General features: G+C 36.1%; 9 protein-coding genes. 5 read left to right on the top strand and 4 right to left on the bottom strand.

What is annotated here, in order from left to right; all coding sequences use genetic code 11:
• Nucleotides 1-204: 204 nt before the first annotated feature.
• Together LUA86_RS05030 and pdeM are read left to right on the top strand one after the other, a co-directional pair.
• The gene (locus LUA86_RS05030) at nt 205-2,682 is read left to right on the top strand and encodes a ligase-associated DNA damage response DEXH box helicase (protein ID WP_231459500.1); all 2,478 of its coding nucleotides are present in this window, start codon (nt 205-207) and stop codon (nt 2,680-2,682) included.
• 279 nt (nt 2,683-2,961) lie between these two features.
• A complete protein-coding gene (pdeM, locus tag LUA86_RS05025) occupies nt 2,962-3,600 on the top strand; it encodes a ligase-associated DNA damage response endonuclease PdeM (protein ID WP_231459499.1) in 639 nt (212 codons plus the stop codon).
• A 144-nt stretch (nt 3,601-3,744) separates the two neighbouring features.
• Here the strand turns inward: pdeM and trxA are convergent, their stop codons facing one another.
• The 4 genes from trxA to LUA86_RS05005 form a co-directional block, all read right to left on the bottom strand.
• Nucleotides 3,745-4,041: a thioredoxin gene (trxA, locus tag LUA86_RS05020; RefSeq protein WP_231459498.1), complete on the bottom strand. Its 297-nt coding sequence runs from the start codon at nt 4,039-4,041 to the stop codon at nt 3,745-3,747.
• Nucleotides 4,042-5,008: 967 nt separating this feature from the next.
• Nucleotides 5,009-6,355 (bottom strand): dihydrolipoamide acetyltransferase family protein, encoded by a 1,347-nt coding sequence (locus LUA86_RS05015; RefSeq protein WP_231459497.1) that lies wholly within the window; start codon nt 6,353-6,355, stop codon nt 5,009-5,011.
• Between the two features lie 47 nt (nt 6,356-6,402).
• Nucleotides 6,403-7,656, bottom strand: a complete 1,254-nt coding sequence (locus LUA86_RS05010) for a competence/damage-inducible protein A (protein WP_231459496.1) — start codon at nt 7,654-7,656, stop codon at nt 6,403-6,405.
• A 1-nt stretch (nt 7,657) separates the two neighbouring features.
• Entirely contained in the window at nt 7,658-10,315 is a 2,658-nt protein-coding gene (locus LUA86_RS05005) for a putative LPS assembly protein LptD (RefSeq protein ID WP_231459495.1), read from the bottom strand.
• A gap of 74 nt (nt 10,316-10,389) precedes the next feature.
• Here LUA86_RS05005 and LUA86_RS05000 point away from each other — a divergent pair, with 74 nt between their 5' ends.
• The 3 genes from LUA86_RS05000 to LUA86_RS04990 all read left to right on the top strand — a co-directional run bounded on the left by LUA86_RS05000 (nt 10,390) and on the right by LUA86_RS04990 (nt 13,163).
• Nucleotides 10,390-11,253 carry an N-acetylmuramoyl-L-alanine amidase gene (locus LUA86_RS05000; protein ID WP_231459948.1) on the top strand — a complete coding sequence of 288 codons (864 nt, stop codon included), beginning with the start codon at nt 10,390-10,392 and terminating at the stop codon, nt 11,251-11,253.
• Between the two features lie 2 nt (nt 11,254-11,255).
• Nucleotides 11,256-12,035, top strand: a complete 780-nt coding sequence (locus LUA86_RS04995) for an N-acetylmuramoyl-L-alanine amidase (RefSeq protein ID WP_231459494.1) — start codon at nt 11,256-11,258, stop codon at nt 12,033-12,035.
• 174 nt (nt 12,036-12,209) lie between these two features.
• Entirely contained in the window at nt 12,210-13,163 is a 954-nt protein-coding gene (locus tag LUA86_RS04990; RefSeq protein WP_231459493.1) for an MlaD family protein, read from the top strand.
• The last annotated feature ends 33 nt before the right edge of the window (nt 13,164-13,196 follow it).

The raw sequence follows: 13,196 nt of genomic DNA, 5'->3' as shown, positions 1-13,196 counted from the left end.
AACCTGACTGAAGCGATATACTTTTTGAGAGCACAATCCCAAAATATGCTGTCATACTGAGGCACGAAGTATCTGCCAACGATGAAAAAGAAACTTACTTAATCGGTACAGCAGTACATGTTTAAAAAGATATAGCAAAAGGCAGGGCTGATTTTACCAAAGAACCACTGAAATCGCTTTTCAAAAAAAAGAAAATAAAAATTAATGGATCAAACCAAAACCAAAGGTTATAAGAAGATAAAAAGCTGGCTAAAAGCTAACAAGCGCAAGCCTTTTCAGTTTCAGGAAGACGCATGGCAATATTATCTTGACGGTTATAGTGGCTTGGTTAACGCTCCTACAGGTTTTGGAAAAACATTTTCACTTTTTTTAGCAGTTATAATCGAGGCACTAAACGCATCAGAAGCGAGCAACAAAAAAGCAAAAGACCGCCTGCAACTCATCTGGATTACACCTCTACGCTCACTGGCGAAAGATTTAGCAAGAGCCATGAGAGAAACTTTGCTCGAATTGGAGGTAGATTGGCATGTTGGTGTTCGCAATGGCGATACATCGCAGGCAGAAAAAGTGCAGCAAAAAAAATCGATGCCAGAAATTTTGCTGATTACACCAGAGAGTTTACACCTCTTATTGGCTCAAAAAGGTTCATCAACTTTATTTAAGAACTTAAAATGTATTGTTGCCGATGAATGGCATGAACTTTTGGGTAGTAAACGTGGTGTTTTGGTAGAACTTGCCGTTTCAAGAATTAAAGGCTTACAAAAGTTAGAAAAAGACCAATTTTTAAGGGTTTGGGGCATTTCTGCAACTATTGGCAACATTGAAGAAGCTTTGGATGTACTGGAACCGAATGAGCAGGCAAAAAGAATTATCGTTAAAGCAGATTTGGAAAAGAAAATCCTTATAAAATCGGTTTTACCTGATGATATTGAAACCTTGCCATGGGCTGGGCATTTGGGCTTAAAGCTCGCTTACAAATTGCTCCCGATTATAGAAAAAAGTAAAACCACCTTAATTTTCATCAATACCCGCGGACAATCGGAAATGTGGTATCAGCATTTGCTAAATATTGAGCCAGATTTAGCTGGTAGAATTGCCATACATCATGGCTCTATAGATTTTGAGCTCAGAAACTGGATTGAAGATGCCCTTCACACTGGTCAGTTAAAAGCTGTTATTGCTACTTCGTCTTTAGATTTGGGCGTAGATTTTAAGCCGGTTGATACTGTTGTGCAAGTTGGCTCGCCGAAAGGTGTTGCCCGTTTTCTACAAAGAGCCGGTCGCTCGGGTCACTCACCGCATGAGGTTTCTAAAATATATTTTTTACCAACCCATGCTTTAGAATTAGTAGAAGCTGCCGCGATAAAAGAAGCCGCTAAAACCAACAATATAGAGAGTAGAGAGCCTTTTATTATGGTTTTTGATTTGCTCGTTCAATATCTGGTTACCCTTGCCATTGGCGATGGTTTTGATGATAAAATCATCTATCAGGAAATTAAAAACACACATGCTTTTAAGCTCATTTTACCAGAAGAGTGGACTTGGGTTATGCAATTTATTACTTCAGGTGGCGATAGCTTAGGCGCTTATAATGAATTTAAAAAGGTAACAAAAGATGAAGATGGCCTTTGGAAAGTAAAGAGCCGACAATTGGCCATGCGACATCGTTTGCATATCGGTACCATTGTAAGTGATGCCATGCTTAAAGTGAAGTTTTTATCTGGCGGTTATATTGGCATGGTAGAAGAATATTTCGTAACCCGACTTAAAGCTGGTGATAATTTTAGACTGGCTGGTCGTGTTTTAGAATTTATCCACGTTAAAGATATGACGGTTATCGTTCGTGTGAGTAAACAACACAATGCCATATCGCCAAGCTGGAATGGTGGACGCTTACCATTATCTTCAAATTTAGGCTCTGTTTTGCGTAAAAAATATAATGAAGCTTTGGATAAAACCCATCAGGATGAAGAATTGGATGTAGTTTATCCATTATTTTTATTGCAGCAAAAACGATCACATGTTCCGCGAAACGATGAATTGTTAATCGAATTAATTAATAATAAAGAGGGTTTTCATTTATTTGCTTATCCTTTCGAGGGTAGGTTAGTTCACGAAGTTTTAGCTGCTTTGGTTGCTTATCGATTAAGTAAACTTTTGCCAATTAGTTTCTCTATAGCCATGAACGATTATGGTTTCGAATTACTAAGCGATATTGAAATACCGATGGATGAATCGATTGCTTACGAGGTTTTTTCACCAAAAAATTTAACAGAAGACATTACTTTAAGCATTAATTCTACAGAAATGGCTCGCCGAAAATTCAGAGATATTGCTTGCATCTCGGGTTTGGTTTTTCAGGGATATCCGGGTAAATACGTCGCAAATAAACATCTCCAGTCATCTGCAGGTTTATTTTTTAATGTTTTTAGTGATTATGATAAACATAATTTACTTTTGCGCCAAGCATACGATGAAGTTTTTTATCAGCAATTGGAAGAACCCAGATTGGCCGCTGCATTAGAGCGAATTCAGAATGGAGCTGTTGTAATTACAAATCCTAAAAGTTTTACTCCGCTATCATTTCCAATTAAGGTTGATAGTTTGAGGGAAAATATGAGTTCGGAAGAATTAGAGCAACGAATTGCAAGGATGAAGGCAGAATCGGAGAAGTTTAAATAATAATTAATTAACAAATTTTAAAATTAGCATGACCATTTTATTAGGCCAAAGCATTACATCTTCATTCTCCTTAAATCCGGCCTAACAAATTTTTCGGGAGGCACCATTAGTCCTAAGCAGAAACTTTAATAGAAAAATTTTCAGCCGGCAATTTTGTTTCTTTTGTTGTCAAAAGAAAAAAGCCTGTCCGGCCAGGACTAAAAAAAGTTATTATAGTGATTTCATCGGAAAATTTTATGTTCTTCGACGAGCTCAGTATGACAAAATAAAAATAAATTAATGACCATAACAAGCCACGGTGAAGAACTGATTTTAGATAAAGAAAGGGCTTTATACTTACCGCAACATCAACTTTTAGCCATTAGCGATTTACATTTGGGCAAATCTGCTCATTTCAGGCAGGCTGGTGTTCAGGTGCCATCCACCATCGCACAAAACGATTTGCAGCGATTGGGTTTACTTATCGAAAAATACCAGCCGAAAACTCTATTAATAAACGGAGACATGTTTCATCATGGCTTAAATGCCGATATCGATGAGTTTTCGGAGTGGCGAAACCGATATGCAGAGCTCAGTTTTTTATTGGTTAAAGGTAACCATGATAGATTGGCAAATGCAGATTACGCATCCATGAAGATTGATATTCATGAACCCAGCTTTTGCCTCGGTCCTTTTTGTTTCATTCACGATGCTCCAAAATGTACCGAAGAAGAGCTTTATCCAATCAGCGGGCACATCCATCCCGGCGTAACCATTGTTGGTAAAGCTAAGCAGCGATTAAAGTTTCCATGCTTTTATTTTGGCAAAGCGTACGCTGTTTTGCCGGCATTTAGCACCTTTACTGGCCTTTTTAACATTTACCCTAAAGCGCAAGAGCAGATATTTGCAGTTACGCCAAATAGTGTTTTAGAAGTTTAAAATATTTAGAAGAGCAGGTACAGAAGCATTTTTTAAAGTCACCCCTGCTTTCCCTTCAAGTCCGCCCCTTTCACAATTCCCCCACACTTCGGGCTTTCCGTTCAATCAGGTCTAACAAAATCTGTTTGCTAAAATATTTACGAATTAAGCGAACGAATCAATAATTTGCTTTAGCTGCGAAGCTTGCAAAACACCACTTTGGCGCCAAACTTGTTTGCCTTGCTTAAACAGCATTAATGTGGGCACACTTTGAACACTATAAGCAGATGCAGCAGCCTGATTTTTATCAATATCAATCTTAATAATAGATACCGAATCTCCAACCTGAGATTTTAGCTGTTCTAAAATCGGTTTCATCATTTTGCAGGGTCCGCACCATTCTGCAAAAAAATCTACCAACACGGGTTTATCGCCATTAATTAATGCTGAAAATTTAGACATGGTTTTAGTTGTTTGTAGTTATAAACAGGAAAAAAGTAATTTGGTTTCAATCTTATGGCGGTAGTTATTGCGAGGTACTATCTATCCCGACCATTCTTGAAAGCAATCTCCCTTTATTAAAAAAAATTGTTAAAATGAGATTGCTTTAATCGATAAAAAATCGATTTCGCAATGACGGAAAAGATTGGTTTCAAATTTAATGGCGGTTGTTATTGCGAGGTACAATCTATCCCGACCATTCCTGAAAGCAATCTCCTTTATTAAAAAAATTGTTAAAATGAGATTGCTTCAATCGATAAAAAATCGATTTCGTAATGACGGAAAAGATTGGTTTTAATATTATGGCGGTAGTTATTGCGAGGCAAAATCTATCCCGACCATTCTTGAAAGCAATCTCCCTTTATTAAAAAAAAATGTTAAAATGAGATTGCTTCAATCGATAAAAAATCGATTTCGCAATGACGGAAAAGATTGGTTTTAATCTTATGGCGGTAGTAATTGCGAGGTACAATCTATCCCAACCATTCTGGAAAGCAATCTCCCTTTATTAAAAAAAATTGTTAAAATGAGATTGCTTCAATCGATAAAAAATCGATTTCGCAATGACGTAAAAGATTGGTTTCAAATTTAATGGCGGTTGTTATTGTGAGGCACAATCTATCCCGACCATTCCGGAAAGCAATCTCCCTTTATTAAAAAAAATTATTAAAATGAGATTGCTTCAATCGATAAAAAATCGATTTCGCAATGACGTAAAAGATTGGTTTCAAATTTAATGGCGGTGGTTATTGCGAGGCACAATCTATCCCGACCATTCCGGAAAGCAATCTCCTTTATTAAAAAAATTGTTAAAATGAGATTGCTTCAATCGATAAAAAATCGATTTCGCGATGACGGAAAATATTCGTTTCAAATTTAATGGCGGTAGTTATTGCGAGGCAAAGCCTGCCCCGATAATTATCCAGCCCTAAATCTCTCTGTTAAAATCCCAGTTCTCCAAATAATCTGCAACGCGGCGAACAAACATACCCCCTAACGAGCCATCAACAACTCTATGGTCATAAGAAAGCGAAAGGAACATCATGTGTCTGATGGCAATTACATCACCGTGTTCGGTTTCTAAAACAGCCGGTTTCTTTTTAATAGCACCTACTGCTAAAATTGCAACTTGTGGTTGGTTAATAATTGGCGTACCCATTACATTGCCAAATGAACCAACATTTGTTAAAGTGAAAGTTCCACCTTGTGTTTCATCTGGTTTAAGTTTTGAAATTCTGGCTCTTGCTGCTAAATCATTTACCGCTTTAGTTAAGCCTACCAAATTTAGCTGGTCAGCATTTTTAATTACCGGAACAATTAAATTTCCACTTGGTAAAGCCGCTGCCATACCAATATTAATATCTCTTTTCTTAATAATTTGTGTTCCATTAACCGAAACATTAATCATTGGGAAATCTTTTATCGCTTTCGCAACAGCTTCTACAAAAATTGGTGTAAATGTAATTTTCTCATTCTCACGCTTTTCGAAACTATTTTTTACTTTATTGCGCCATAAAACCAAATTGGTCACATCGGCCTCAACAAAAGATGTTACATGTGGCGAAGTGCTTTTACTCATTACCATGTGGTCGGCAATAAGTTTACGCATTCTATCCATTTCAATAATTTCATCGCCACCAGAAACTGATGTAGTTGACGGTTTATTTTGAGTAGCAGCTGGTGCTGTTACCGGTTTACTGTCTGCAACTTGCTTAACCGGCTCAGCAGGAATTGATGGAGCAGCTTCGGTCTTAGCACCAGTTTTAGCAGAAATATAATTTAATAAATCATCTTTGTTTAAACGACCATCAGCGCCCGAACCTTTTATAGAATCTAATTCATCAATAGAAATGTTTTCTTGCGCAGCAATACTTTTTACTAATGGAGAGTAAAAGCGTTCTGATGAAGTGAAATCACTTTGAATTACAGCTTTTTCAGTTGGAAGTTGTTCCAGGCCTGGTATCGTTTCAGGTTTTTCTTCCACAACAGCTGGCGCATCAGCAGGAATATCTTCATTTAAGGTATCAGTAGCGCCATCAGTTTCAATAATTGCAATAACCTCACCTACCTGCGCAACCTGATCTTCACTAAATAATTGCTTTACCAATTTACCTGCAACTGGCGACGGAACTTCAGAATCTACCTTGTCGGTAGCTATTTCTAAAATCGTATCATCTAAATCAATAGAATCGCCAACTTGCTTTACCCATTTAATCACTGTTGCTTCTGCAACACTTTCACCCATTTTTGGTAACAATAGTTCGTATTGAGCCATATTAAATTACAGTATTATATATTGGTATTGCGACAAAAATACATTTTTTATTCGTTCGGCAAGTCTTCTTTAAGTAGATTTAATAACATGGTTAAAGCCGATGCAGCAGAACGTTCTATGTTTTGAACACGCTTGTTGCTGAAAGTAAACAACTTAGCTACAGTTTTATTTTTAGAAGAAACTGCAATCCAAACGGTTCCAACTGGCTTATCTGCGGTACCACCATCAGGACCTGCAATTCCACTAACAGCAATGGCATAATCAGTTTTGAATTGCTTTAATGCACCTTGTGCCATTTCAACAATGGTTTCTTCGCTTACGGCACCAAATTTATTTAAAGTAGTTTCTTTAACACCTAAAATAGATTCTTTTAACTCGTATGCGTAAGCTACGGCACCGCCCCAATATACCGATGAACAACCCGGATGTTGCGTAATCAAATGGGCAATATATCCACCTGTGCAGCTTTCGGCAGTTGATAAAGTTAAACCTTTGGCCTTCATGATGTTTATAATCGCTTTCTCCAGTGGTATGTCATCATCTACAACAACGTATTTTTTTACCTTACTAACAATCTGCTTTGCGAAATTCTCTACTTCGGTTTTTAAGGTATTTTCATCATCGCCAATGGCAGATAAACGTAAACGTACCTGTCCAAGCTTCGGTAAATAGGCTAGTTTGATATGTTGGGGCAAACTATCTTCAATTTCTTCGATTTCTTTTGCCAGAAAAGATTCGCCAATATTTGCGGTAAGAATGGTTTTATGAACGATTGACGGCAATGTAAACCTCGATTTAATTCTTGGCAAAATTTCATCGTCCATCAAATACATCATTTCGTAAGGAACGCCTGGCATGGATACAAAAATCTTCTCATTTCGTTCAAACCACATACAAGGAGCCGTTCCATTTTGATTTACAATAACCTCGCAACCATCAGGAACATCGGCCTGCTGCATATTAATATCAAGTAACGGGCGGTTATATTTCTTAAAAATTGAAGCAACCATTTCCAATGCAGCATCATCTCTACGAAAACCCATTCCAAAATATTTCGCTAATGTCTTCTTCGTAATATCATCTTTAGTTGGGCCTAAACCGCCGGTAATTAAAATAATATCGGCACGTTTTTCTGCTTCAGCCAGGCTTGATAATATATGTTGCTCATCATCAGAAACAGAAGTGATTTGTTTAACTGAAACACCTATCAAATTAAGTTGTTTGGCCATCCATGCCGAATTGGTATCAACAATCTGTCCGATTAAAATTTCATCGCCTATGGTAATAATTTCAGCTAGCATATTATTGATATGTATTGTAAAAGCCTGATCTTTTGCTCAGTTTTAAATCTTGCAGGATTGATGCTTTAACTCTGATGTTTAAAGAATAACTTTTGTAAGCACCATAAGGAACCCAGTTAATATTCATATCCCAGCAATGTAAATCGCGGTAAATTGCAAGTTGCATTGGCGCTAAACCTTTATTTTTAAAATCGTAACCCGAGTTAAATGTAAACTTCCATTTTGGGGTTAAGTTAAAATCACCGTTAAAGTTTAAAGTGTTTGTAATGGTGCTTCTCCCTAAAATGTTCGAATAATCAAAACGGTATTGAAATGCAAAATTCCATGGAATATTAAAATCAACAAAAGCATTCGGGTCGCGGTTTAATGCATTTAATTGTTCAGATTGTAAAGGTGTCATACCTTGATTCTCCATCTGTTTTTTAGTTGCATCGTAAGCTTCATTTTTACGTTTAAGCGCTTCCGGGTTTAAACTATAATCAAATGAAAAGCCAATATTCTGTAATCTTGGAAAGAAGTTACCGCGTTCAAAAAAGTATTTTGAATCTTCAAGCTTTATTATTTCGCCATTTGCAGCAGTCGAATCACGAAGTGCATAAGGGTTAAACGTTCCATTATAGGTTATGCCAAGTTTATCGGTAAACTGAGAACGCCCACTGAAACTAATATCTGATAATTTACGGGTTGGGGCTAAAAAATTGTAAGAGCCATTAAAAGTTAAGCCTTGAATAATTGGTATTTTTCTTTCTCCTGTACCTGTTGTGTCTTTTTTCGAACGAACCTTAAGTTCTGTTGTATTATCTAAAGTAAAACCTAATGAGGCCTGTTTGCCGGCGAAAGACCCCGGAAATGCACTGTTTTCAAATATCGAATAAGTTAATGGTAGGCCTGTGCTAGGATTTATAATTTTTTGACCAGACTGATTTATCGCTTCTTTATAAATACCCTTTGATGGATCGGTAAAATCAGGAGAATAAGTTAAACTAACGGATGGCGTCATTACATGGCGTAACTGCTTAATGTTTCCTAAATTTTTAAACTCCTTTGTTTTGCCGTAAATCTTGGTCGTCATACTTGTTGATAAATTATAACTACCACCACGCTTAAAACCTGTTACGGTATCCTGTCTGGAAGTATAAGTTCCATCTGAGAATGTTGTAAATCTTCTGTTCGACGTTTGAAAATTCCAAACCTCATTATAAGTTCCGCCCATTGTAAAAGTTAAATACTTTAAGGCCGTAAAGTTCATACTAATCGGAATATTGTGGCTAAAACCACTTTTTAATGCTCTTAAACCTGTTGGTTGAAACAATAAACTATCTTTTGTTGTGATGTTGTTATTTCCTTGCAAACTATATCCAACTGTAATTTTTTGATACCATTTCTGTTCTCCGCTCCTGTTTTTAGAATCAAATGGACTAATGGTTGCCATGTTTAAATTAAAAGTTGGCAATTGCAAAGCAATCTCTCGTGTACTAAACGTTTGTTGTGCACTCAAGGCGGTACTAAAATTAAACAAACCGCCCGCCAATACTTTTGAATAAGCTATACTACTGTTAGAACTATTGGTTGCAATTGCGCCTAAATCATAGGTCAAATTAGCCGCCGTTGCTCTGTAGTATGTGCTAGAACTTAAATTTACACTTGCACTAAAAGTTGTACCTGGGTTAGCATTTGGGTTTTGAGAGTGCGACCAACCAATACGGAAATTTTTCCCGACATCTTCCTGCCCTTGTATTCCATTTCTGGTATTGGCATAATTTAAATTTATGCTACCGTTATATTTATATCGTTTTGTGTAATTTGTATTTAAAGAAGCTTCGTATGAACCATTGGTATAAATTGAACCCATTAGCTTTGCATCCCAATAATCGCTTAAACCAAGGTAGTAACCAGCATTTTGAAGGAAAAAACCTCGGGTTGCATCTTCACCAGGTGTTGGTAATATGATACCCGATGTACGTTTGTTTTGTTTAGGAAAAAAAGCAAAAGGCAAGGCAAAAGGTGTAGGTACATCCTCTATAATCATGTAAACCGGACCAGTGATAATTTGTTTTTCTGTGGCGATGCCCTTACTAATCATCATTCCAAAATGCGGATGAGGGAGATTACAAGTGCTGTACATCATATTTTTGATGTGCAACTCATTATCGGGTTGCTTTTTACTCTGTCCGCCAGAGAAGAAACCTTCATCTTGCTGAGAGAAAACACCAAAAACCTTCGCTTTAGTTGTCGTTGAATTATAATAAAGTGAATCGGCAATTGCAGAACCATCTGTACCTGATTTAAAAATCGGACGGCCAACGTATCTCTTGGTTTTAGGATTTGTTCTGCCGCTGGCAAAAATCAGGTTATTCTTTTGGTCGTAACGGATATAATCCGCATCCAATTCAAAATCATCGTAAATTACCCTGGCATTACCATACATGTAAATAATGCTTCGGTCTTTACTAAACCTTACAGAATCGTTTGCTTTATATTCAATTTTTTTCTCTAAGTCGCTGTTATTTTTTGTTTTTACTTTTGATGTATCCCGTTTGGAAGTATCTTGTTTAACCACTTGTTGCAATGAAAAAGCAGAATATGCGTTAACTTTATTAACAGAGAGTGTTAATAAAATGACAGAAATTAGTAAAATAGAGTTGCTAAGAAGTTTCAAATTCGTATTTGAATGTTATTTTTGCACAAATGTTTAATCAAAAACGTTCAAAATTAGTGAAAAATATACCATTGATGTATCTTAAAAACCTTTTAACATTTATTATTTGCTTTATAACCTTCAATTCAATTGATAATCAAGCATTTGCACAAGAATATAAAATTAAAACAATTGTTATCGATGCAGGGCACGGAGGCAAAGATGGCGCAACTCATGGTGTTTATTCAAAAGAAAAAGATGTTGCGTTAAAAACGGCTTTAAACCTTGGCAAAGCTTTACAAGATAGCATAAAAGACATTAAAGTTATTTTTACTAGAGAAACTGATGTATTTATTCCACTATATGAGCGAATAAATATTGCCAATAACGCAAAAGCTGATTTATTTATTTCGATTCACTTAAATGATATGCCGGTAAGGGTTTCAAGAGTGGTAGATTATTATAAAAAAGTTAAAGGCAGAAAAGTTCCGGTTTACCGCACTATAACCTCAAAAAGCACTTCTACACGTGGTACAGAAACTTTTGTATCAGGTACAGGACGATTAAGTGAGCAAGATGAAGTGATAAAGCGTGAGAATGCATCAATGTTTCTGGAGGATAATTATCAAAAAAACTACGAGGGCTTTATTGCCAATACTCCGGAAAATGATATAATGTTGTCGTTAATGAAGCAAACCAACCGCGATAGAAGTTTGAAATTTGCATCAATGATTCAGCAAGAATATGTTGCAGCAGGCAGAATTAATCGTGGCGTTCAGGAGAAAAGTTTAGCTGTTTTAGCCAGAGCAGCAATGCCTGCGGTTTTAACGGAGATTGGTTTTGTAAGTAACCCTGAAGAGGAAGACTATATGAACTCGCCCGAAGGGCAAACAGAAATTGTTAATGGAATAATTAAAGCCATTAAAAATTATAAACGCCTGGCAGAAACGTCCTTTTAGTAATGAAGATAAAAGTTCTACTAATCCTTTCATTATTTATCTTCTTCTTTCAGATTTCTGAGCTATTTGCTCAAGGTTATAAACTAAAAACCATTGTTATCGATGCTGGGCATGGAGGCAAAAAACCTGGTGCATCTGGAAGCATTTCCAAAGAAAAAGACATAGCGTTGAAAATCGCTTTGAAATTAGGTGCAAAGCTGAAAGAGTATTTGCCGGGCATAAAGGTAATTTATACCCGTACAAAAGATGTGGATGTTGATTTGTACCGAAGGGCAGAAATTGCTAACGAAGCCAATGCAGATTTGTTTATTTCGATACATTGCAATTCTATGCCTGCAGGCAACAAGCATATAAAAGGTGTCGAAACCCTGGTAGCTGGTTCTCATAGATTAAAGGAGCAAGATGCCGCAATAAGAGAAAATGCCGATATTAAGCTAGAGAAGAATTATAAAAGTAAGTACGATGGTTATGATCCTAATAATCCTGGTACATTTATCTTATTATCATTACTAAAAAATACCTTTCGGGATAAAAGCATTAAATTTGCCAAACTTATTCAAAATAGCTACATAAACAGAGATGATAGAGCAAGCAGAGGCGTTAAAGAACAGGGTTTGTTAGTTTTGCAACGATGTGGTATGCCCGCTGTTTTAACTGAAGTAGGTTTTATATCCAATAAGGAAGAAGAAAAATATATCAATTCTTCAAACGGTCAAAACGAGATTGCAAATTCTATTTTTGAAGCGATAAAGACTTATAAAAAGAACATTGAAGTAAAATAACTAATTGAAGGATAATAATTGTTCCTTTAATTATCAAATAAAATAACATATACCAAACAAAACCTTTAGTGTAAACATTATCTATTATAGATACATTTGCATAAAATATTAAGATAGCGCTCTGGCAAATATTAATAGCGAACATTAGCATTTGCGGCCACAAAAGAAGAACACATGAAAATTAAGAACGAGACCAAAGTAGGTATTTTAGCTGCATTCGCCATTGCTTTACTAATTATTGGCTATAACTTTTTAAAGGGCAATTCCATTTTTTCTAGCGAAACTACCCTATTTGCAAGATACACCAGAGTTGATGGTTTAACCGTTTCTAAACCAATCTTGATTAATGGTTATCAGATTGGAAGGGTTGCGAAATTACAATTAGAGCCAGGCGGAACTATATTGGCTACTTTAAGCATCAACAGTAAATATGATATTCCGGAAAACAGTATTGCCCGTTTAGAAGGCACCGACCTTTTGGGTAGCAAAGCGATTGTAATGTCGTTAGGTGACTCAAAGAAAATGGCTGAAGATGGTTTTACATTAAATGCAAATGTGGAGAAAGGTTTAATGGAGCAGGTTCAGCCGGTGCAAAAGAAAGCTGAATTAATTATTGGTAAAATGGATTCTATTTTAACCAGTGTAAACTCTATCTTAAATCCAAATTTTCAGAAAAATGTTGATAAAAGCTTTAGCAGCATTGCTGGAACCTTAGCATCTTTAGAAACTACATCTAAAAAAGTTGATGGTTTAGTTGGCTCTGAAAGTGCTAGAATTGAAGCCATTTTTAAAAATGTAGAAGGCATTACTGCTAACTTAAACAACAACAATAAAAAGATTAGCGATATTTTAACGAACATTAATACCGTTACGGATAAATTTGCTGCTGCTAATTTTAAGCAGACTTTAGATAATGCAAATAATGCTATAGCTGATTTGCAAAGTGTAATTTCTGGAATAAAAGATGGAAAAGGCAGTTTAGGTTTATTGCTTAATGACGATAAAATGTACAACAATTTGAACAATGCATCTAAAAACTTAGATGAATTAATGATTGATTTAAAGGCTAATCCTAAACGTTACGTACACTTCTCTGTATTTGGAGGCGGTAACAAGAAAGATAAATAAATAAATAAAACTTGTAATCAAAAAAAGCCTTGC

The organism is Pedobacter sp. Leaf132 (genome assembly GCF_920984695.1).
In the GTDB taxonomy this organism is placed as follows: domain Bacteria; phylum Bacteroidota; class Bacteroidia; order Sphingobacteriales; family Sphingobacteriaceae; genus Pedobacter.
This window is presented reverse-complemented; position numbering and strand designations above follow the sequence as displayed.

What these genes read in the sequence shown, in the direction of transcription:
- LUA86_RS05030 (WP_231459500.1), top strand. Translation starts at nt 205, where the DNA reads ATGGATCAAACCAAAACCAAAGGTTATAAGAAGATAAAAAGCTGGCTA.
- pdeM (WP_231459499.1), top strand. Translation starts at nt 2,962, where the DNA reads ATGACCATAACAAGCCACGGTGAAGAACTGATTTTAGATAAAGAAAGG.
- trxA (WP_231459498.1), bottom strand. Translation starts at nt 4,041, where the DNA reads ATGTCTAAATTTTCAGCATTAATTAATGGCGATAAACCCGTGTTGGTA.
- LUA86_RS05015 (WP_231459497.1), bottom strand. Translation starts at nt 6,355, where the DNA reads ATGGCTCAATACGAACTATTGTTACCAAAAATGGGTGAAAGTGTTGCA.
- LUA86_RS05010 (WP_231459496.1), bottom strand. Translation starts at nt 7,656, where the DNA reads ATGCTAGCTGAAATTATTACCATAGGCGATGAAATTTTAATCGGACAG.
- LUA86_RS05000 (WP_231459948.1), top strand. Translation starts at nt 10,390, where the DNA reads ATGTATCTTAAAAACCTTTTAACATTTATTATTTGCTTTATAACCTTC.
- LUA86_RS04995 (WP_231459494.1), top strand. Translation starts at nt 11,256, where the DNA reads ATGAAGATAAAAGTTCTACTAATCCTTTCATTATTTATCTTCTTCTTT.
- LUA86_RS04990 (WP_231459493.1), top strand. Translation starts at nt 12,210, where the DNA reads ATGAAAATTAAGAACGAGACCAAAGTAGGTATTTTAGCTGCATTCGCC.